General features: G+C 68.7%; 17 protein-coding genes and 1 pseudogene. 9 read left to right on the top strand and 9 right to left on the bottom strand.

Features of this window, described 5'->3' with window-relative positions; genetic code table 11:
- Positions 1 to 100 precede the first annotated feature (100 nt).
- Positions 101 to 2,698, top strand: coding sequence for an ATP-dependent chaperone ClpB (gene clpB, locus U5771_RS22470; protein WP_322025995.1), 2,598 nt, complete (start codon positions 101 to 103; stop codon positions 2,696 to 2,698).
- A 128-nt stretch (positions 2,699 to 2,826) separates the two neighbouring features.
- On the opposite strand, the gene U5771_RS22465 is transcribed toward clpB, so the two are convergent.
- Together U5771_RS22465 and U5771_RS22460 are read right to left on the bottom strand one after the other, a co-directional pair.
- Positions 2,827 to 3,264, bottom strand: coding sequence for a YidB family protein (locus U5771_RS22465; protein WP_322025994.1), 438 nt, complete (start codon positions 3,262 to 3,264; stop codon positions 2,827 to 2,829).
- 88 nt (positions 3,265 to 3,352) lie between these two features.
- Positions 3,353 to 3,970, bottom strand: coding sequence for a ComEA family DNA-binding protein (locus tag U5771_RS22460; RefSeq protein WP_322025993.1), 618 nt, complete (start codon positions 3,968 to 3,970; stop codon positions 3,353 to 3,355).
- Between the two features lie 286 nt (positions 3,971 to 4,256).
- Here U5771_RS22460 and U5771_RS22455 point away from each other — a divergent pair, with 286 nt between their 5' ends.
- Together U5771_RS22455 and U5771_RS22450 are read left to right on the top strand one after the other, a co-directional pair.
- Positions 4,257 to 4,718, top strand: a complete 462-nt coding sequence (locus U5771_RS22455; protein ID WP_322025992.1) for a MerR family transcriptional regulator — start codon at positions 4,257 to 4,259, stop codon at positions 4,716 to 4,718.
- Positions 4,702 to 5,136, top strand: coding sequence for a carboxymuconolactone decarboxylase family protein (locus tag U5771_RS22450; RefSeq protein WP_322025991.1), 435 nt, complete (start codon positions 4,702 to 4,704; stop codon positions 5,134 to 5,136). Before U5771_RS22455 ends, U5771_RS22450 begins: the two co-directional genes overlap by 17 nt.
- Positions 5,137 to 5,164: 28 nt before the next feature.
- Here the strand turns inward: U5771_RS22450 and U5771_RS22445 are convergent, their stop codons facing one another.
- Complete coding sequence (locus tag U5771_RS22445) at positions 5,165 to 7,081, bottom strand: sigma-54-dependent Fis family transcriptional regulator (protein ID WP_322025990.1); 1,917 nt, start codon at positions 7,079 to 7,081, stop codon at positions 5,165 to 5,167.
- 535 nt (positions 7,082 to 7,616) lie between these two features.
- Here U5771_RS22445 and U5771_RS22440 point away from each other — a divergent pair.
- From U5771_RS22440 to lipA, 6 genes and pseudogenes are all read left to right on the top strand, one after another.
- Entirely contained in the window at positions 7,617 to 8,675 is a 1,059-nt protein-coding gene (locus tag U5771_RS22440) for an ATP-NAD kinase family protein (protein WP_322025989.1), read from the top strand.
- Between the two features lie 59 nt (positions 8,676 to 8,734).
- Positions 8,735 to 8,989: pseudogene (locus tag U5771_RS22435) on the top strand (SDR family NAD(P)-dependent oxidoreductase); the annotation flags it as partial.
- 151 nt (positions 8,990 to 9,140) lie between these two features.
- Positions 9,141 to 10,124: a thiamine pyrophosphate-dependent dehydrogenase E1 component subunit alpha gene (locus tag U5771_RS22430; protein ID WP_322025987.1), complete on the top strand. Its 984-nt coding sequence runs from the start codon at positions 9,141 to 9,143 to the stop codon at positions 10,122 to 10,124.
- Between the two features lie 61 nt (positions 10,125 to 10,185).
- Positions 10,186 to 11,190: an alpha-ketoacid dehydrogenase subunit beta gene (locus U5771_RS22425; protein WP_044847261.1), complete on the top strand. Its 1,005-nt coding sequence runs from the start codon at positions 10,186 to 10,188 to the stop codon at positions 11,188 to 11,190.
- A gap of 4 nt (positions 11,191 to 11,194) precedes the next feature.
- Complete coding sequence (locus U5771_RS22420; RefSeq protein WP_322025986.1) at positions 11,195 to 12,310, top strand: acetoin dehydrogenase dihydrolipoyllysine-residue acetyltransferase subunit; 1,116 nt, start codon at positions 11,195 to 11,197, stop codon at positions 12,308 to 12,310.
- A gap of 2 nt (positions 12,311 to 12,312) precedes the next feature.
- Positions 12,313 to 13,278 (top strand): lipoyl synthase, encoded by a 966-nt coding sequence (gene lipA / locus U5771_RS22415; protein WP_322025985.1) that lies wholly within the window; start codon positions 12,313 to 12,315, stop codon positions 13,276 to 13,278.
- A 15-nt stretch (positions 13,279 to 13,293) separates the two neighbouring features.
- Here lipA and U5771_RS22410 read toward each other — a convergent pair whose 3' ends face one another.
- The 6 genes from U5771_RS22410 to U5771_RS22385 all read right to left on the bottom strand — a co-directional run bounded on the left by U5771_RS22410 (position 13,294) and on the right by U5771_RS22385 (position 19,988).
- Positions 13,294 to 14,649, bottom strand: a complete 1,356-nt coding sequence (locus tag U5771_RS22410; RefSeq protein WP_322025984.1) for an MATE family efflux transporter — start codon at positions 14,647 to 14,649, stop codon at positions 13,294 to 13,296.
- A gap of 2 nt (positions 14,650 to 14,651) precedes the next feature.
- A complete protein-coding gene (locus U5771_RS22405; protein WP_322025983.1) occupies positions 14,652 to 16,409 on the bottom strand; it encodes a glycosyltransferase family 39 protein in 1,758 nt (585 codons plus the stop codon).
- A gap of 237 nt (positions 16,410 to 16,646) precedes the next feature.
- On the bottom strand, positions 16,647 to 16,907 hold the full coding sequence (locus U5771_RS22400) for a type B 50S ribosomal protein L31 (RefSeq protein WP_006753671.1): 261 nt from the start codon (positions 16,905 to 16,907) through the stop codon (positions 16,647 to 16,649).
- Between the two features lie 161 nt (positions 16,908 to 17,068).
- Positions 17,069 to 17,899 carry a M90 family metallopeptidase gene (locus tag U5771_RS22395; RefSeq protein ID WP_322025982.1) on the bottom strand — a complete coding sequence of 277 codons (831 nt, stop codon included), beginning with the start codon at positions 17,897 to 17,899 and terminating at the stop codon, positions 17,069 to 17,071.
- A gap of 35 nt (positions 17,900 to 17,934) precedes the next feature.
- Positions 17,935 to 19,491: an MFS transporter gene (locus tag U5771_RS22390; protein ID WP_322025981.1), complete on the bottom strand. Its 1,557-nt coding sequence runs from the start codon at positions 19,489 to 19,491 to the stop codon at positions 17,935 to 17,937.
- The gene (locus tag U5771_RS22385; RefSeq protein ID WP_322025980.1) at positions 19,488 to 19,988 is read right to left on the bottom strand and encodes a MerR family transcriptional regulator; all 501 of its coding nucleotides are present in this window, start codon (positions 19,986 to 19,988) and stop codon (positions 19,488 to 19,490) included. Before U5771_RS22385 ends, U5771_RS22390 begins: the two co-directional genes overlap by 4 nt.
- Positions 19,989 to 20,040: the final 52 nt, after the last annotated feature.

The raw sequence follows: 20,040 nt of genomic DNA, 5'->3' as shown, positions 1-20,040 counted from the left end.
GCCTCCCGGCAATTTTTGCGCTGAATCAACCCGAATTTCGCTTGAAACCCGTATAACCATCCACATCTTGGTGTTAATCGAAAATTGGAGGTCTCACTGAATGAGAATCGACAAGCTCACCACCAAGTTCCAGGAAGCGCTCTCGGACGCGCAAAGCCTCGCGGCAGGCCGCGACAATCAATACATCGAACCCGTTCACGTGCTGGCGGCGCTGGTCGCGCAGCAGGACGGCTCCGCCCGCTCGCTGATGTCGCGCGCGGGTGTTCACGTGCAGGCGCTGCAAGGCGCGCTGAACGAAGCCATTTCGCGCCTGCCGCAAGTGACGGGCACGGGCGGCGACATCCAGATCGGCCGTGAACTGGCCGGGCTGCTGAACCAGGCCGACAAGGAAGCACAGAAGCTCAACGACACGTTCATCGCGAGCGAGATGTTCCTGCTCGCCGCGTCCGACGACAAGGGCGAGGCCGGCAAGCTCGCCCGTCAGCACGGCCTCACGCGCAAGGCGCTCGAAGCCGCGATCGCCGCGGTGCGCGGCGGCTCGCAGGTGCACAGCCAGGACGCTGAAAGCCAGCGCGAGGCGCTGAAGAAATACACGGTCGACCTGACCGAGCGCGCCCGCGTGGGCAAGCTCGATCCGGTGATCGGCCGCGACGACGAAATCCGCCGCTCGATCCAGATCCTGCAGCGTCGCACCAAGAACAACCCGGTGCTGATCGGCGAGCCGGGCGTCGGCAAGACCGCGATCGTCGAAGGGCTGGCGCAGCGGATCGTCAACGGCGAAGTGCCCGAGACGCTGAAGGGCAAGCGCGTGCTGTCGCTCGACATGGCCGCGCTGCTCGCCGGCGCGAAGTATCGCGGCGAGTTCGAGGAGCGCCTGAAGGCCGTGCTCAACGACATCGCGAAGGACGAAGGCCAGACGATCGTGTTCATCGACGAGATCCACACGATGGTCGGCGCCGGCAAGGCCGAAGGCGCGATGGACGCGGGCAACATGCTGAAGCCGGCGCTGTCGCGCGGCGAGCTGCACTGCATCGGCGCGACCACGCTCGACGAATATCGCAAGTACATCGAGAAGGACGCCGCGCTCGAGCGCCGCTTCCAGAAGGTGCTCGTCGACGAGCCGAGCGTCGAGGCGACGATCGCGATCCTGCGCGGGCTGCAGGAGAAGTACGAGCTGCACCACGGCGTCGACATCACCGACCCGGCGATCGTCGCCGCGGCCGAGCTGTCGCACCGCTACATCACCGATCGTTTCCTGCCGGACAAGGCGATCGACCTGATCGACGAGGCCGCGTCGAAGATCAAGATGGAAATCGATTCGAAGCCCGAAGAGATGGACAAGCTCGACCGCCGGCTGATCCAGCTGAAGATCGAGCGCGAGGCCGTGAAGAAGGAGCAGGACGAAGCGTCGCAGAAGCGTCTGCAGCTGATCGAGGAAGAGATCGAGCGCCTCGGCCGCGAATATGCGGACCTGGAAGAGATCTGGACCGCCGAGAAGGCCGCGGTGCAGGGCAGCGCGCAGCTCAAGGAAGAGATCGAGAAGGTGCGGGCCGACATCGCGCGTCTGCAACGTGAAGGCAAGCTGGAGAAGGTCGCCGAACTGCAGTACGGCAAGCTGCCGCAACTCGAGTCGCGACTGAAGCAGGTCACGCAGGCCGAAGAGCAGGAGCAGCACAACCCGACGCGTCCGCGTCTGCTGCGCACGCAGGTCGGCGCGGAAGAAATCGCGGAAGTCGTGTCGCGCGCGACCGGGATTCCGGTGTCGCGGATGATGCAGGGCGAACGCGAGAAGCTGCTGCACATCGAGGAAAAGCTGCACGAGCGCGTGGTTGGCCAGCACGAGGCGATCGGCGCGGTCGCGGATGCGATCCGTCGTTCGCGCGCGGGTCTCGCCGATCCGAACCGTCCGTACGGCTCGTTCCTGTTCCTCGGCCCGACGGGTGTCGGCAAGACCGAGCTGTGCAAGGCGCTGGCGTCGTTCCTGTTCGATTCGGAAGAGCACCTGATCCGCATCGACATGAGCGAGTTCATGGAGAAGCACAGCGTCGCGCGGCTGATCGGCGCGCCGCCGGGCTATGTCGGCTACGAGGAAGGCGGCTACCTGACCGAAGCCGTGCGCCGCAAGCCGTACAGCGTGATCCTGCTCGACGAGATCGAGAAGGCGCATCCGGACGTGTTCAACGTGCTGCTGCAGGTGCTCGACGACGGCCGCATGACCGACGGGCAGGGGCGTACGGTCGACTTCAAGAACACGGTGATCGTGATGACGTCGAACCTCGGCTCGCAGGTGATCCAGGCAATGACGGGCGCGCCGCAGGAAGAGATCAAGGACGCCGTGTGGCTCGAGGTGAAGCAGCACTTCCGCCCCGAGTTCCTGAACCGGATCGACGACGTCGTCGTGTTCCACGCGCTCGATCGCAGCAACATCGAATCGATCGCGAAGATCCAGCTCGCGCGCCTGCACGACCGGCTCGCGAAGCTCGACATGGCGCTCGACGTGTCGCCGGCGGCGCTCGAACAGATCGGGAAGGTCGGCTACGATCCGCTGTTCGGCGCCCGGCCGTTGAAGCGCGCGATCCAGCAGGAGATCGAGAACCCGGTCGCGAAGCTGATCCTCGCGGGCCGCTTCGGTCCGAAGGACGTGATCCCGGTCGACGTCAACGACGGCAAGTTCGTGTTCGACCGCGTCGTGCATTGATCGCCGGTGATCGGCCGCACGCCCGGTTCGCGCCGGGCGCGCAAAAACAAACACCCCGCGTTGGCGGGGTGTTTGCATATGGAGCGGCCGAAACCGCTGCCGAGGCCGTCAGCGGGTGACGTGCGGGCTCAGCCCTGCTTGTTGCCGCCGAACATGCCGGCGAGCTGCGACAGCGAGCCGATCAGATTCGACGGGTCGACCTGCGCCTGGCCGTCGGCCGGCACCGTGCCGTCCGGCGTCGCGTGGTTGACGACGTGCGGCAGCACCTGCGCGAGGACGGTCGATGCCATCGACGGATCGACGCCGAACTTGCTTGCCAGCGCGCCGATCGCGTCCGAGCCGAGCACGTTCTGCAGCGTGTCCGGCGTGATCGGCTGGTTCTGGCCGGTGCCGACCCACGAGCCGATGATGTCGCCGGCGCCGCCGGCCTTGAACTTCTCGATCAGCCCGTTCAGGCCGCCCGGCTGGTTGTTGATGAATTCGAGCGCGGTCGTGATGAGCGCGCTTTGCGAGTTGCCGCCGGCCTGGCCGCCGAGCAGACCGCCAACGATATCGAGGAGACCCATGGTTCTTCACCTTCACTGAAAAGGGCGCCGCCACGACGGCGCCCGTTGATCGAATGCCGCGCGCACGCCGTCGCGCGCGCGGCGCACATCAGGCACCCGACGCCGCGGCGGCGGAGGCTGCCTTGTCCTTCTTGCTCTTCTTCTTCGACCCCTTCGTCGCCTTCGTGGACGACGCTGCGGCCGGCGCGCTCGCGCCCGCGTCGGCGGATGCCGCCGCGGCTGCGGCCGCCTTGTCCTTCTTCGATGCGCGCTTGCTCTTGGCCGGCTTGGTCGCCGCTTCCGGTGCGCTCGCGGCCGGTGCCGTCGCCGGTGCCGTCGCCGTCGTGCCGGCCGTCGCGGTCGTCGACGTCGGTGCGGTGCCTGCCGACGTCGTGGCCGACGTGGTCGCCGGCGTCGTCGCGGCCGGCTTCGACAGCTTCACGCCCTTCGGCGGCGTCGACGCGCCGCCGATCGTCAGGCCGTTTTCCTCGAGATGCCCGACCGACTTCGTGCCGAGACCCTTCACGCGGTTCGCGAGATCGTCCGCATCCTTGAACGGGCCGTTCTTGGTGCGCTCGTCGATGATCGCCTTCGACTTCACGGGCCCGAGGCCCTTCACCGATTCGAGCGCGGTCTGGTCGGCCGTGTTGACTTCGACGGCCGCGGCGAGGCCGGCGGCAAGCGACAGCGATAGCGCGACGAACAGCATCAGCAGCTTTTTCAGCATGGCAAAGGCTCCCTGGTTCTGACGGATGAATGGCTGTTGCAACGGACGACGGGGCGAGACCCGGCCGGGCGTCGCCGTTAAGCATAGGACAAATGCGTGCCCTTTTTAAGACAGGCTGACGGAATCTTGCTGAAGGCTTGCGTCGCTGTAAAGAAGGAAAGCCGTGCCGGGCGGCGGTTTTGACCATTCTTTACGGTGTGTGCGGCGGCGATTTTATCTTGTCGGACTTGGTCGTTCGACAATGCTTGACTTAGAGTGAACTCTAACTCCTAACCTTGTTCCTGCCATGTCGAAAACCGTATCCAGATCTTCCGCCGCCGGTCCGCTCACGATCGGGCAAGTCGCCGAACTGACCGGCGTGTCGACGCATACGCTGCGGTATTACGAGCAGGCCGGCCTGCTGCGCGCGATTTCGCGCACGGCGGCCGGGCACCGGCTCTATGCGCCGGCCGACCTTGACTGGCTTGCCTTCGTGATGCGCCTGAAGGCGACCGGCATGCCGATCGCGCAGATGCAGCAGTTCGCGGCGCTGCGTGCGCAAGGCGAATCGACGTTCGGTGCGCGGCGGCGCTTGCTGGCCGCGCATCGCGACGCGGTGCGCGCGCATATCGCGGAGCTGCAGGCGAGCCTCGACGCGATCGGCGACAAGATCGCGTACTACGAGACGCAGGAACGCGAGACGGAACGACGGGCGAACCCGACTCAATCATTACCGGAACAGGACGGACACCATGGAACGACTCGTTGAAGATCGCTATGCGCGCGGCTGGAACAAGCTGAAGGAAATCGACGGCGAAGTGGGCGAACGCGTGATCGCGGCGCTTGCGCCGATCGCACCGGACTTCGGGCGGCTGCTTGTCGAGTTCGGTTTCGGCGACATCTACAGCCGGCCGCAGCTCGACCTGAAGGCGCGCGAGATCGCGACGATCGCCGCGCTGGCCGCGCTCGGCAACGCGCAGCCGCAATTGAAGGTGCATGTCGAGGCCGCGTTGAACGTCGGCTGCACGCGCGACGAGATCGTCGAGGTGTTCATGCAGATGGCCGTCTACGCGGGGTTTCCGGCTGCCCTCAACGCGTTGTTCGCCGCGCACGAGGTGTTCGCGCGGCGCGATGAAGCGGCCGGCCGGGATGGCGGCACGACCGAAGCGGTCGCGCACGCCGCGTGATGCGAAGCATGCCGATGCGCTGGCGGCATCAGAGGCGGTGGGGTGCGACGATCCGGTGTTTCGCGATCCGCCGGTACAACGTCGCCCGCGAGATGCCGAGCGCCTGCGCGGCCGCGTCGGGCCGCCAGCGATGCGCGGTCAGCGCCGCGACGATGCGGCCGCGTTCGTCGTCCGGCAGCGCGCCGGCCGGGCCGGCGCCGAGCTGTGCGGCGAGATCGGCCGGCAGGTCGCGCCGCGTCACGCGTGCGCCGTCGCACACCGCGCACGCATAGCGCAGCACGTTGCGCAACTGCCGCACGTTGCCGGGCCACGGCGACGCGGCGAACTGCTCGGCGAGCGTCGCGTCGAGCGTGAGCACGTGGCCGGTCGCCTGCGCCTCTTCTGCGAACACCGCGGCGATCACGTCGCGCACGTCCGCGCGCTCGCGCAGCGGCGGCAGCTCGAACGTCGCCCCGCTCAGCCGGTAATACAGATCCTCGCGGAACGTGCCGTCGGCCACCATCTGTGCGAGATCGCGGTGCGTCGCGCAAATCACGTCGAGATCGACGCGTACCGGCGTATCGCTGCCGAGCGGCACGACCTCGCCGTCGGCGAGCACGCGCAGCAGGCGTGTCTGCAGCGTGAGCGGCATGTCGCCGATTTCGTCGAGGAACAGCGTGCCGCCGTCGGCGAGCGCGATCTTGCCGCGCGCGCCATGCTTGCGCGCGCCGGTGAACGCGCCGGCCGCGTAGCCGAACAGCTCGCTTTCGATCAGCGCCTCGGGCAGCGCGCCGCAGTTGACCGCGACGAACGGCCGCGCGCGCCGCGCACCGGCGTCGTGGATCGCGCGGGCGAATACTTCCTTGCCCGCGCCGGTTTCGCCGAGCACGAGGATCGGCAGCCGCTTGCTCGCGACCCGCAGCGCAAGTTCGGCCTGCCGCGCGACGCGCGCGTCGCTGCTGTGCAGGAACGGCGTCAGCGCGCCGACGTGGCGCTGCGCGGTGCCGGGGCGGCGCGATGCCGTGCCGGGTTCGCGGCCGGCGCGCCGCAGCGGCGCGCGCAGCCGCGCATAGAGCGGGGTGCCGGTCGCGCGCAACCGCAGCGCGACGATCGCATCGAGCCGCGCGGCGTCGCGCAGCGGCATCTCGGTCGCGTCGAAGATCTCGTCGATGTGGCGCGGTTCGCGCAGCGCCGGCAGCGCGTCGCGCGCCTGCCGGTTCGCGGCGACGATATTGCCGCATTCGTCGAACGCGATCAGCCATTCGGGCTGCGCTTCGACGTAGTGACGATTCGGATGCCCGAACAATATCCAGTGCGGCGCGGTGCTGTGCACGAAATACCCGTCCTCGATCAGCGCCGCGCTCTGCCGCACGAGCTGGTACACGAGACGCTGGCTGTCGCGGCCGTCGGGCGACTGGACAGCCGACGCATCGAGCACGCCGATCAGTTCGCCGCCCGGCGCGAAGATCGGAGCCGCGCTGCAGGTGAGCGTCGTGAACGCCGCGCGGAAGTGATCGGTCTTGTGCACGGTGATCGGCGCGAGATCGGTCAGCACGCTCGCGACGCCGCAGGTGCCTTCCTCGCTCTCCGACCAGCACGAGCCGATGTGCAGCCCCGCATGGCGGAAGTCGTTGCGGCGTTCGCGGTCGATCCGGTAGTCGATCGTCACGCCGTGCGCGTCGGTCAGCATCACGCAATAGTCGGCGACGCGAATCATGTCGTGCAGCCGCGTCAGGCACTGGCCCGATGCGCGCAGGAAGGCCTCCTCCTTGTCGCGCACCTCGCGCAGCTCGGCCGCGGTCAGCACGCGCGGGCCGATCGACGACGCCGGGTCGAGCGCGTAGCGCTCGAGCGAGCGCTGCCACGACGACACGAGACGCGCGGAATCGGCGGGCGCGGGCAGGCGTCCGGCGAGCGCGCCGAGCACACGGTCGGCGTGCTGGGCCTGGGGGACGGCGTAGGGCATGGTCGGCTCCGGTTCCGTACGGCGGGGAATTCGATGTTCTTGTAGCACATCCGCTTGCGCGGATCACATTGCATCGCAGCACGCGCGCGGCATGAGACGTTCGTCTCAGCGGTATCTCAGCCGGTCTCGCGCGCTTGAGACGCGCTTGAGACGCGTGGACATGCCACGCGCAACGGTGGTCCGGCGCACGGCATCGCGCGCCGCGCCGTGATCCGCGTGGCTTGCCGGCGAAATCGCAACCCGGATGAAGGTGCCGAAACCGGCGCGCCGGGAGATCGGCGGCGTGAGACGCACCGGCGGTTTCGCGGCGCGTCGGGCCGTCACGGCAGCCGGTGCCGATGACAGGCATCCCCGCCGAGCCAGTCCGCATGCGGGTTCCGCGGTCATTGCACACACGGTGGCACGCCGCTTGCAGATGTCACGGGCAAGTCCGGCGCGATCGCGTCGGCGACGACGATCCGCTGCCCTCGATGACGGCGGACGACACATGCAGGCCCGGCGCGCGAGCGCCGGTCCACTGGATGGAGACAAGCCCGTGACGACGCCCGTGACCGTCGGCGTGATCGCGAACCCCGCATCGGGGCGCGACATTCGCCGTCTGACGACGCATGCATCCGTATTCCCGACGGCGGAAAAGGCCAACATGGTCGTGCGCCTGCTCGCCGGCCTCGGCGCGATGGGCGTCGAGCGCGTGCTGACCTTGCGCGACAAGACGGGCATCGCGACGCTGCTGATGCGTGCGCTCGAGACGCATCGCGCGGTCGCGCCGCACGAGCGCTGGCCCGACGTCGAATTCGTCGACCTGCCGATCTCGGACACCGTCGCCGACACGCAGGCCGGCGCCGCATACCTGCGCCGGATGGAAGTCGCGCTGATCGTCGTGCTCGGCGGCGACGGCACCCACCGCGCGGTCGCCGCGCATTGCGGCGCGACGCCGCTCGTCGCGCTGTCCACCGGCACCAACAACGCGTTTCCCGAACAGCGCGAGGCGACCGTCGCGGGCGTCGCGGCAGGACTCGCCGCGACCGGCGCCGTGCCGGCGGAGGTCGCGTTCACGCGCAACAAGCGGCTCGTCGTGCGATGCGTCGCGGGCGCGAACGCGGGACGCGAGGAGATCGCGCTCGTCGACGTGTGCGCGGCCCGCCAGCGCTTCATCGGCGCGCGCGCGATCTCGGCGCCCGACGACATCGACACGCTCTACCTGACTTTTGCGGAGCCGGACGGCATCGGCCTGTCCGCGCTCGGCGGCGCGTGGGCGCCGCTCGAGCGCAGCGCGCCGCACGGGCTCGCGATGCGCTTTGCCGCCGACGGCGCGACGGCCGGCACGCCGCTCGTCGCGCCGATCGCACCCGGACGTGTCGATTGCGTCGTGATGCGCAGTTGCGAGCGGCTCGAACCGGGTGCGTGGCAGACGATCCCGTTCGAGCACGGCACGCTCGCGTTCGACGGCGAGCGCGAGATCGAGGTCGCGCGCGGCGACCGCTACGAGATCGCGCTCGACTGGCGCGGGCCGCTGACGGTCGACGTCGGCCGCACGCTGCGTTACGCGTCGTCGCGGCAGTTGTTGCGCGATGCCGGCGCGTGGCGCGGCTGAGCTTCCGCTGTCCCGGGCGGCATTTCGACATCCATGACGATCATCAAGGAGACATCGCCATGAAAAACCCGCTCGAAGGCCGGGTCGCCATCGTGACCGGCGGCGCGCGCGGCATCGGCCGCGGCATTGCGCTGACGCTCGCCGGCGCGGGCGCCGACATCCTGCTGACCGATCGGCTCGACGACGCGCTCGACGCGACCGCCCGCGAGGTGCGCGCGCTCGGCCGTCGCGCGGCGATCGCGAAGGTCGACGTCACACAGGCCGCGCAGGTCGACGCGATGGTCGCGCAGACGCCCGACGACATGGGCCGGCTCGCGCTGTTCTTCGCGACGATGGACAACGTCACCGGCCAGGCCGTGAACGTCGGCGGCGGCTTCACGTTCCATTGACGGCGCAAGCCGTGCAATCCGTCGCCGGGGCGTTGCCGCGGCGGCATTCGCAGTCAGACCTACCCAGGAGACACACATGACCGTTTCGACACAGCTCACCAGGGACACGCTGCTGGACGCCTACCGGCTGATGCGCACGATCCGCGAATTCGAGGAGCGCCTGCACGTCGAGTTCGCGACCGGCGAAATTCCCGGCTTCGTTCACCTGTACGCGGGCGAGGAGGCCTCCGCGGTCGGCACGATGCTGCACCTCGGACTTGCAGACTACGTCGCCACCACGCACCGCGGGCACGGCCACTGCATCGCGAAAGGCGTCGACGTGCACGGGATGATGGCCGAGATCTACGGCAAGAAGACGGGCGTCTGTCACGGCAAGGGCGGCTCGATGCACATCGCCGACCTGTCGATGGGGATGCTCGGCGCGAACGGGATCGTCGGCGCGGGCGGCCCGCTCGTGTGCGGCGCGGCGCTCGCGGCCAGGCACAAGAAGACCGGCGGGGTCGGCGTGTGCTTCTTCGGCGACGGTGCGTCGAACCAGGGCGTGATCTTCGAATCGATGAATCTCGCGTCGGTATGGCGGCTGCCGGCGATCTTCGTGGCCGAAAACAACGGCTATGCGGAAGCGACGTCGTCGAGCTGGTCGGTCGCGACCGACAACATCGCCGATCGTGCGAACGGCTTCGGGATGCCGGGCGTGATCGTCGACGGCTTCGACTTCTTCGCGGTGCACGAGGCACTCGGCGAAGCCGTCGCACGTGCGCGCAACGGCGGCGGCCCGACGCTCGTCGAGGTGAAGTTCACGCGCTACTTCGGCCACTTCGAAGGCGACGCGCAGACCTACCGCGCGCCGGGCGAAGTGCAGAAGCTGCGCGACGAGAAGGACTGCCTGAAGCATTTCGAAGCGCGCGTCGTGCGTGCCGAGGTGCTGACGACCGACGACCTGCGTGCGATCGATGCGCAGGTGAAGGCGCTGATCGACGACGCGGTCGCGCAGGCGAAGGCCGCGCCGCTGCCCGACGCGGCCGACCTGCTGGCCGACGTGTACGTGTCGTACCCGTGAGCGCGGCCTGAATCACCCGCTGGCAGCCGGCACGGCGAACCGAATATCCCAGGAGACAGACATGGCAAGGAAGATCACTTATTCGCAGGCGATCAACGAGGCGCTCGCGCAGGAAATGGCGCGCGACGACAGCGTGATCGTGATGGGCGAGGACAACGCGGGCGGCGCGGGCGCGCCGGGCGAGGACGACGCATGGGGCGGCGTGCTCGGCGTGACGAAGGGGCTGTTCCACAAGTTTCCGGGCCGCGTGCTCGATACGCCGCTGTCCGAAGGCGGCTACATCGGCGCGGCGGTCGGCGCGGCCGCGTGCGGGATGCGGCCCGTCGCGGAGCTGATGTTCATCGATTTCATGGGCGTGTGCTTCGACCAGATCTTCAACCAGGCCGCGAAATTCCGCTACATGTTCGGCGGCAAGGCGGTGACGCCGGTCGTGATCCGCGCGATGTACGGCGCCGGGCTGCGAGCGGCCGCGCAGCATTCGCAGATGCTCACGTCGTTGTTTACGCACATTCCGGGGCTGAAGGTCGTGTGCCCGTCGACGCCTTACGACGCGAAGGGGCTGCTGATCCAGTCGATCCGCGACAACGACCCCGTGATCTTCCTCGAACACAAGCTGCTCTACACGCGCGAAGGCGACGTGCCGGAGGAATCCTATGCGATTCCGTTCGGCGAGGCGAACGTCGTGCGCGAAGGCGACGACGCGACGATCGTCACCTACGGCCGGATGGTGCATCTCGCGACCGATGCGGCCGCGAAGCTCGCGAAGGACGGCATTCACGTCGACGTGATCGACCTGCGCACGACGTCGCCGCTCGACGAGGAAACGATCCTCGAAAGCGCGGCGCGCACCGGGCGCGTGGTGGTGGTCGACGAAGCGAACCCGCGCTGCTCGATCGCGACCGACATCGCCGCGCTCGTCGCACAGCGCGCGTTCCGAACGCTCAAGGCGCCGATCGAGCTCGTGACCGCGCCGCACACGCCCGCGCCGTTCGCCGGCGTGCTGGAAGACCTGTACATCCCGTCCGCCGATGCGATCGCGCAGGCGGTACTCAAGACGAGGAGCTGACACGATGTCGATTCACATGATCACGATGCCCAAGTGGGGGCTGTCGATGGAGCAGGGGCAGGTCAACGGCTGGCTGAAGGCGATCGGCGAGCGCGTGACGAAGGGCGACGAAGTGCTCGACGTCGAGACCGACAAGATCTCGTCGGGCGTCGAGTGCGCGTTCGACGGCACGCTGCGCCGGCAGGTCGCGCAGGAGGGCGAGACGCTGCCGGTCGGTGCGCTGCTCGGCGTGGTGGCCGCGGCCGAGGCAAGCGATGCCGACATCGATGCGGCGATCGCCGAATTCCAGCGCGATTTCGTGCCGAGCGCGAGCGCCGACGACGCGGCGGGCCCGCAGCCCGAGAAGGCGCAGATCGGCGGACGCACGGTCCGGTTCCTGAAGCTCGGCGACGGTTCGGGCACGCCCGCCGTGCTGATCCACGGCTTCGGCGGCGACCTCAACAACTGGCTGTTCAACCATGCGGAGCTCGCCGCGCACCGGCCCGTGTGGGCGCTCGACTTGCCCGGGCACGGCGAGTCGGGCAAGGCGGTCGACACCGGCAGCCTCGACGAACTGGCCGATGCGGTGCTCGCGCTGCTCGATGCGCAGCACATCGACCGCGCGCACCTGATCGGTCATTCGATGGGCGGCGCGGTCGCGATGGCGGCGGCCGAGCGCGCGCCGGAACGCGTGGCGTCGCTGACGCTGATCGCGAGCGCCGGGCTCGGCGCCGACATCAACCGCGGCTACATCGACGGCTTCGTCGCCGGCAACAGCCGCAATACGCTGAAGCCGCACCTCGGCGCGTTGTTCGCCGACAACGCGCTCGTCACGCGGCAACTGGTCGAGGATCTCGTCAAGTACAAGCGGCTTGAGGGCGTGCAGGCCGCGCTGGAGAAGATCGCGACCGCCGCGTTCGACGGCGCGGCCCAGCGGCGTGTGTTCCGCGACCGCGTCGGGTCGCTCGCGCCGCGCACGCTCGTGATCTGGGGTGAGCGCGACCAGGTGATTCCGGCTCGGCATGCGCAGGGCCTGCCGGACGGCGTGCGGGCCGAGGTGATCGCAGGCAGCGGCCACATGGTGCAGATGGAGGCGGCTGCCGACGTGAACCGCCTGATCGTCGCGTTTCTCGGAGACTGACGATGGCCCCCGCGCTCGAACAACCCAGCCTCACCGCGCTCGGCCAGCCGGGCGCGAGGAGCCGCGACAAGCTCGCGCGCATTCCGGTGCGCGTCGAGCCCGCGGCCGGCGCGGCGCTGCGGAAGCCGCCGTGGCTGCGGGCGCGGCCGATGATGAGCGGGGCGGTCGCCGACATGGCGGCCGTGCTGCGCGATCACCGGCTGCATTCCGTCTGCGAGGAGGCGATGTGCCCGAACATCGGCGAATGCTTCGCGCAGCGCACCGCGACCTTCATGATCATGGGCGGGCTGTGCACGCGGCGCTGCCCGTTCTGCGACGTCGCGCACGGCCGTCCCGAGCCGCTCGATCCCGACGAGCCCGCGCGGCTCGCCGACGCGGTCGCGGCGCTCGGACTGCGCTACGTCGTGATCACGTCGGTCGATCGCGATGACCTGCGCGACGGCGGTGCCGCGCATTTTGCCGCCTGCATCGCGGCGGTGCGCGCGAGCGTGCCGGGCATCGGCGTCGAAGTGCTGACGCCCGATTTCCGCGGCCGCGTCGCGCGTGCGCTCGATGCGTTGTCGTCGGCGTGGCCGGACGTGTTCAATCACAACATCGAGACGGTGCCGTCGCTGTACCGCGCGGCGCGGCCGGGCGCCGACTATCGCGGCTCGCTCGAACTGCTCGCGCGGGCGAAGGCCGCGCGGCCGACGCTCGTGACGAAATCGGGCTTGATGCTCGGGCTCGGCGAGCGCGACGACGAGGTGCGGGACACGCTGCGCGACCTGCGCGCGCACGAGGTCGACGTGCTGACGCTCGGCCAGTACCTCGCGCCGTCCGCGCATCATCTGCCGGTGCGGCGCTACGTGAGCCCCGACGCGTTCGCCGCGTGGCGCGACGAGGGGCTGGCGCTCGGTTTCAGGGAAGTCGTTGCCGGCCCGCTCGTGCGATCGTCTTATCATGCGGCCGACGTGCTGGAGGACGCGTAGGCCACGGGCAGTGCGTCACGCGCTGCCTGCCGGTTGCGCGCGGCTGACGTGGCGCAGGTAGAGCGCGAGGCCCGCGCCCGCGAGCATCAGGCTGACCGTGTTCGCGAACCAGAAGCCGCGCGCGCCGGTCAGCCAGGCGGGTGCGAGGCCGCCGACGTCGAAGCCGAGCAGGTAGCCGCCGCCGAGTCCGACGCCCCACAGCGCGACCGCATAGATCACGGTCGGCACGACCGCGACCTTGTACGCGCGCAGCACGAATGCGGACGTGATCTGCAGCGCGTCGAAGAAGTGGTAGCAGGTGACGATCGCGACCAGCGGCAGCGCGGCGGCGGCCACGGCCGGATTCGGCGTGTAGCCGCCGACGATCAGCGGACGCAGCGTGAACACGAGCACGCCGTACGCGGCCGCGATTCCGCACGCGAGCATCACGCTGTGCCGGCCGAGCAGGCGCGCCTCGTCCGCGCGACCGGCGCCGAGTGCGCGCGCGACGAGCGTCGACGCCGCGACGCCGATCGACAGCGGCGTCATGTACAGCACCGCGCCGATGTTGCCGGCGATCTGGTGGCCGGCGAGCGTCGTCGTGCCGAACTGCGCGATGAAGAGCGCCATGCACGTGTACGACGTGACCTCGATCAGGTACGACAGGCCCATCGGCACGCCGAGTTTCAGGATCGCCTTCAGGCGCGCCCATACCGGCCAGCAAAAGCGCGAGAAGATCGCAAGCGGCGAGAACACCTCGAGCTTCGCGAGCAGCGTGAAGCCGATCAGCGCGAGCGCCCAGTTGATCAGTGTGCTGGCGAGCCCGCAACCGGGACCGCCGAGGGCCGGCATGCCGAACCCGCCGAAGATGAACCACACGTTGAGCGGGAACTTGAGCAGCAGCGCGCCGATCTGCAGGATCATCGCGAGGCGCGGCTTGCCGGCCGCGTTGGTCAGCGCGTTGTAGATCCGGAACACGAGACTCGCCGGCAGGCCGTACGACAGGATCCGCAGGTAATCGACCGTGCGGTCGTGCAGGGCGGGCGGCGCGTGGGCGATGTGCAGCAGCGGTTCGGGAAAATGCAGCAGCATGAAGCCGGGTACCGCGAGCATCACCGCGAGCCACAGCGCCTGGCGGACTTCCTCGCCGATCTCGGCGTAGCGCCGCGCGCCGTACAACTGCCCGGTGATCGGCTGCAGCGCGGACAGGATGCCCGTCATCCCGATGTAGACCGACACGTAGATCGACGAACCGAGCCCGAGCGCGGCCAGGTCGGTGGCCGAGTAGCGGCCGACCATCGCTGTGTCGATCACACCGAACGCGATGATCGCGAGCTGGCCGACGAGCACCGGCCACGCGAGACCGACGATCCGGCGGATGTCGGCGAACATCGTCAATCGACCGTCCGGTGGCGCGGGCCGCGGCGCTTGACGGGCGTCGTCGGCCGCTCGATGCGCTCGTACAGGCGGAAGCGCTCGTCGCGGTCGGCCACGCGGCGGCCTTCCCACACGAGACGCCACACGTATTGCGACATCGCGCTCGGCTCGCCGAAGTCCGCGCGGTCCTGGCGCAGGATCACGTCGCAGTCGCCCGAGAATTCGAAGTGCATGTCGCCGAAGTACGCGAAGGTTGCGATCTGCGCATCGCCGAGCCGCACGGGCGCGATGCACTCATAGTCTTTCGGCAGATGCGATGCGATCTGTTGCGCGACGTCGCTGTAGGTCCGGCCGTAGTTGACGATCGGCAACCACAGCGTCATCAGCAGCACCCACATCAGCGTGGTGCCCGCGCCCGACAACACGACGCTGCGCCACAGCACCTTCGGCTGGCGCGAGATGCGCCAGCGCGCGAGCAGGCACCAGCACACGGTGACGATCACCGCGCAGACGAACGACAGGATCTTGAAGTGCGGTTCGTAGCCCGGCACGAGGCGCGCGAGGTTGCGCGCAAGCGGATGCGGGAAGCCGGTGAGCGACGCGAGCCACACTAGCCACACGAAGGTGCCGAGGATCGTGAAGCTCAGCACCGCGAACCAGTCGAACGCGTTGATCGCACCGCGCTTGAGGGTCGGCAGCGCGAAGGTGGCGAGCACCGCGAGCGGCGGCAGCAGCAGCATGTACATGCGGTTCGACTGCTGGCTCTGCAGGATCACGAGCGCGACCAGCGGCACCACGACCGACAGCGGAATCGCGATGTGCGCGCGGCGGCGCATGCCGGCCCAGCTCCACCAGGCCCAGATTGCGAGCGGCCACGCGGGCCACGTGAACAGCGGCAGGTTCTTCGCCGCATAGGCGAGCACCGCGGTCGGCGGGCCCGAGAAGCGCATCAGGCTGCCGTGGATCCATTGATTGAAGAACCACGCGGCGTCGTCGGGCGCCACGTGGAACGCGGCGAGCGGCCACAGCGCGAAGATCGCGGCCGCGAGCGGCAGGCCGACCAGCGGCAGGCGCAGGTTGCGCATCTCCGGCGTGACGAGCCACAGCGCGGCCGTGCCGGCAAGCAGCGCGACGACCAGCACCGGGTTGCCGGACAGGGCGACGAGGCCGATCGCGACGCCCCACCACAGCGCACCCTGCATCGGCTTGTCGATGCCGCGCACGATGCCGTACACGAGCATCGCGATCCACGCGAACTGCGCGAGCTGCGGCGTCGTTTCGTGGCCGCGTTCCGCGAGCCCGAAGCACGCGACGAGGATCAGCAGCGCGCCGTCGGCGAGCGTGCGGCCGTAGTCGCGCGGCTCCGGCTCGCCGCCGAATGCGTACTTGAACGGCTGGACCTCGGCGCGCCGGCCGAGCAGGTAGGCGGCGTACCAGACGAACGCGCATGCGACGCAGAACAGCACGCCCGTGTCGACGCGCGACGCGTTGCTCGCGTCGACCCACGGCGCCAGCGCGCGGATCGACAGCGCGCCGAGCCAGTAGCCGAGCGGCCCGTCGGTCGTGATGAACTTGCCGACGAGATTCGGCAGCAGCCAGTCGTGCCAGCCGCCGGTCGCCATCGTCCACATCACGCCGAAGCCCGCCGCGTCCTCGTTCTTCCACGGGTCGCGGCCGAACAGGCCGAACGCCGCGTAGACGAGGCAGAGCGTGAGCAGCAGCCAGCGCGGCAGCGCGCGCGTGGCGGAGGCGGTGAGACGAACGACAGGCTTCATGCAGATGTGCGATTTGTTATGGGCGGGCGGCCGGTGCGGTCATGCGCCGACGGCGCCGGATTCGAGCATCCGGCATTGTAGACGCGCCGGCCGTTGCGCGTCAGACGATTGCCCGGGCGCCGGCCGGCGTGTGGTGCGGCATGTGGTGTTTCCCGGCGAGCGGAGACAAAAAAGGGCAGCCTGGGCTGCCCTTTCGTGCGGTACCGGTGCGTTGCAACCACCGGATCGGTGCGAAGCTTACTTCGCCTTGCCGCTGGCGCGAACGCCGAACTTGTTCTTGAACTTCTCGACACGGCCTGCCGTGTCCATGATCTTTTGCTGACCCGTGTAGAACGAGTGCGATTCCGACGACACTTCGATCTTGGCGAGCGGGTAGGTCTTGCCGTCGAGTTCGATGTTTTCACGCGTCTGGATCGTCGAGCGCGTGATGAACTTGAAGCCGTTCGACATGTCTTGGAAGACGACTTCGCGGTAGTTCGGGTGGATGCCTTCTTTCATGGTCTTTCCTTGGTGAGAGCGGTAGCCAACCCGCCGCTTGCCGTGCCGGCCTGCGCACATTGCGCGATACCAGACGACGCCAAGCCCGGCGCGAGCCACTTGCCTAAGGTCGAAAAACGGCGATTATGCCAGAAAATCAGATGGTTGACGAATAATTTTCTTCACGCGTCGAGGGCGCCCGTCCGCGCCGGATCCTGCCGGTAGTAGCGGGCGAGCAGCCGGTAGAGCTCCGGAAATTCGGACTCGAACGCGCGCGGCCGCACGAACAGCGCCTCGCTGCACACCGCGAAGAACTCCGACGGGTGATCGGCCGCATAGGGATCGATCAGCGAGTCGCGCTCGAAGCGGGCCCACGCGCGCTCCGGCACCGCATCGACCCGCGCGCAGAACTGGTCGTACGCATGCTCGAACACGTCGGCCCACGCCTGCGCGTCGAGGTGCGGCGCGTGCCAGCGGCGAAAGAGGGGCGGATACCCGTCGGCCTCGCCGTTGACCATGTCGATCTTGTGCGCGAATTCGTGGATCACGACGTTGTACGCGTCGCGGCCGTCCGTCATCTGCGCGTCTTCCCACGACAGGATCACCGGTCCGCCTTCCCACGCTTCGCCGCTCGCGTCCTGCTCGACTTCATGGACGACGCCGTCTTCGTCCTGCACGGTCTTGCGGATCACGAATTCGCCCGGATACACGACCACGCCGACCCAGCCGTCGTACAGCGACAGATCGAGATTCAGCACGGGCAGGCACGCCTGCGCGGCGATCGCGACGATCATCTCGTCGGTCAGCTCGAGCCCGTGCGCGGTCGAAAACGCTTTCTTCGCGATGAACAGGCTCGTCAGCTCGCGCAGCCGTCCCAGGTCGCCGGGCGTCAGCGCATCGAGGAACGGCAGGCGCGCGACGGTGTCCTGCCACAGCGCATCGGGAATCGGATGGCTGCGCAGCGCGCGGTCGCGGCGGCGGTCGTCGAACCAGCGGGTCAGTTTCGAGAGCATGGCAGCGCGGGAGAATCCAAAGCCTGTCTTTTAACTCAATCGATCTCTTTTTGCCATGCCGCGAAGAGGCCGCCGACCAGCGCGACGCCCGCGAGGAAATAGAAACCGTCGAGCGACGCGAGGAACGACGCCTGTTGCGCGACCATCCGCGCGATCGATGCGATCGCGAGGGCGTGCGCCTCGTTCAGTGCATGGCCGGCGGCCGCGTAGCTGCGCGCGAGGGCGTCGACGGTCTGCTGGAACAGCGGATCGAACACGTTCGCGCGCTCGACGAGCCGCGTCTGGTGCACGGCCAGCCGGTGCTGCTCGACGATGATCACCGACGACGTCGCGAACGAGATCGTCAGTTGCCGCACGATGTTCTTCAGCCGGTAGCCGTGCGTGTATTCGTCGATCGCGAAGATGCGGAACGTGAGGTTCGCGACCGGCAGCACGATGAACAGCAGCAACAGGCCGCGCAGCAGCAGCGGCACGATCAGCGCGGCTTCGCCGACCTGCGGCGTCATCCGCGTCATCCACAGCGCGGCGGCGATCGCGATCGCGAACCCCGGCACGACGAACCATTTCTTGTGCGTGACGTGCTTCGCGTAGCGCAGGTAGGCGAACAGCGCGGTGGCCGAGATCAGCGACATCGTGCCGACCAGGCGCCCGGCGTTCTCGACCGGATAGCCGAGCCCGCCTTCGAGCAAGCGGGAGGTCAGGTAGCTGAAGCCCGTCGACTCGTAGTAATAGAACATGTACAGCAGCAGCCCGACCTGGAACGTGCGCTCGCGAAACGCATGCAGCCGCACGAGCGGCGTCGGATGGTGCCACTGGTGATAGGCGAACCACGCGAGCGCGCCGAGGCCCGCGATCGTCAGCAGGATCAGCATCGGCGAGCCGCTGTAGAGCTGGTAGTGCACCTGCTGCAGCACGATCTGCAGCGCGCCTTGCGCGAGCGCGAACACGACGTACGGCCAGAAATGCCCGGAGCCGCGCTCGTCGTCGGGCGTCCTGCCCGAATCGGGCAGCGTGAGGAGCGCGAGAATCGCGAACGCGATACCCGCGGGCGCGGTGCACGCGAACAGCGCGCGCCACGTCGAATGCGCGACGAGCAGCCCGCCGACGATCGGTGCGAGCGCGCTGCCGAGCAGGATCATGATCAGGAACGAGCGTGTGGCGGGCGGCCGCTCCTTCGGCTTGAAGCTGATCTGGATCAGGATCCGGCAGGCGCCCATCATCGGACCGATGAAGTAGCCCTGGAAGCCGCGCGCGAACGCGAGCTCGAGCGACGTGTCGGCGAGCGCGGCCGCGATCGCGCCGAACGAGAACATCAGCATGCAGCCGGCGACGTAGCGGCGATGCCCGAGCCGGTCGACCCACCATTGCTGCTGCAGGATGCCGAGCACGGCCGTGACCGCATACGCGCTCGACGACCACACGAGTTCGTCGGGCGACGCGTTGATGCCGCCCGCGATGTAGCTCGCGAAGAACGAGAAGGCCGCGTTGTCGAAATAGTCGATGCCGGTGACGAGCGCGAGCGCCCACGGGAACAGGTCCGCGCGCAGGTTCGCGCGGCTCCACAGCGGCGGGCGGCCCGGCGCGACGTTCATTCCCGGTCCTTGCGCGTGCGTCGCGTGCCGGCTTCGGCCTGCCGCTGCGCGATCAGCGCGTCGGGGTTTTCGCCGGCGAGGCGCCGTTCGATGTAGTCGATGTCGTGCTGCAGTTCCTTGCGCAGCGCGACGGCTTCCTTCAGCTCGCGCTGGACGGCCGCGATCCGCCGGTCGAGCGTGTCGATCTGCTCGGCGAGCCCCGAGCGGATGTCGCGCAGCGACGCGTCCGAATAACGGCGCCGGCCGTCGCCCGTCTCTTCCAGCGGGCGCTTGAGCATCTCGGTGATGCCGTGCAGCGAAAAGCCGAGCGCGCGCAGCCGCAGGATGCGGGCGAAGCGTTCGAGATCGGCGTCGTCGTACAGGCGATAGCGGCCGCCGCTGCGCGACGGCGTGACGAGCCCGCGCTCTTCGTAATATTTCAGCGTGCGCGGCGTGACACCGAGCCGCGACGCGGCGTCGCTCACGGTGAGCAGCGAGGGGGAGGCGTCGTTCGGCATCGGGATGGCGGGGCTTCGGTCGGGACGATGGCGCGATTATAGATCAACCTGT

Source organism: Burkholderia sp. BCC1977 (assembly GCF_905339595.1).
Taxonomy (GTDB): Bacteria; Pseudomonadota; Gammaproteobacteria; order Burkholderiales; family Burkholderiaceae; genus Burkholderia.
This window is presented reverse-complemented; position numbering and strand designations above follow the sequence as displayed.

Coding starts and splice junctions, on each gene's coding strand:
- U5771_RS22465 (WP_322025994.1), bottom strand. CDS start 3,264: ATGGGTCTCCTCGATATCGTTGGCGGTCTGCTCGGCGGCCAGGCCGGC.
- U5771_RS22410 (WP_322025984.1), bottom strand. CDS start 14,649: ATGTTCGCCGACATCCGCCGGATCGTCGGTCTCGCGTGGCCGGTGCTC.
- U5771_RS22445 (WP_322025990.1), bottom strand. CDS start 7,081: ATGCCCTACGCCGTCCCCCAGGCCCAGCACGCCGACCGTGTGCTCGGC.
- U5771_RS22455 (WP_322025992.1), top strand. CDS start 4,257: ATGTCGAAAACCGTATCCAGATCTTCCGCCGCCGGTCCGCTCACGATC.
- U5771_RS22405 (WP_322025983.1), bottom strand. CDS start 16,409: ATGAAGCCTGTCGTTCGTCTCACCGCCTCCGCCACGCGCGCGCTGCCG.
- U5771_RS22390 (WP_322025981.1), bottom strand. CDS start 19,491: ATGAACGTCGCGCCGGGCCGCCCGCCGCTGTGGAGCCGCGCGAACCTG.
- U5771_RS22400 (WP_006753671.1), bottom strand. CDS start 16,907: ATGAAAGAAGGCATCCACCCGAACTACCGCGAAGTCGTCTTCCAAGAC.
- U5771_RS22460 (WP_322025993.1), bottom strand. CDS start 3,970: ATGCTGAAAAAGCTGCTGATGCTGTTCGTCGCGCTATCGCTGTCGCTT.
- U5771_RS22395 (WP_322025982.1), bottom strand. CDS start 17,899: ATGCTCTCGAAACTGACCCGCTGGTTCGACGACCGCCGCCGCGACCGC.
- lipA (WP_322025985.1), top strand. CDS start 12,313: ATGGCCCCCGCGCTCGAACAACCCAGCCTCACCGCGCTCGGCCAGCCG.
- U5771_RS22425 (WP_044847261.1), top strand. CDS start 10,186: ATGGCAAGGAAGATCACTTATTCGCAGGCGATCAACGAGGCGCTCGCG.
- clpB (WP_322025995.1), top strand. CDS start 101: ATGAGAATCGACAAGCTCACCACCAAGTTCCAGGAAGCGCTCTCGGAC.
- U5771_RS22385 (WP_322025980.1), bottom strand. CDS start 19,988: ATGCCGAACGACGCCTCCCCCTCGCTGCTCACCGTGAGCGACGCCGCG.
- U5771_RS22430 (WP_322025987.1), top strand. CDS start 9,141: ATGACCGTTTCGACACAGCTCACCAGGGACACGCTGCTGGACGCCTAC.
- U5771_RS22420 (WP_322025986.1), top strand. CDS start 11,195: ATGTCGATTCACATGATCACGATGCCCAAGTGGGGGCTGTCGATGGAG.
- U5771_RS22450 (WP_322025991.1), top strand. CDS start 4,702: ATGGAACGACTCGTTGAAGATCGCTATGCGCGCGGCTGGAACAAGCTG.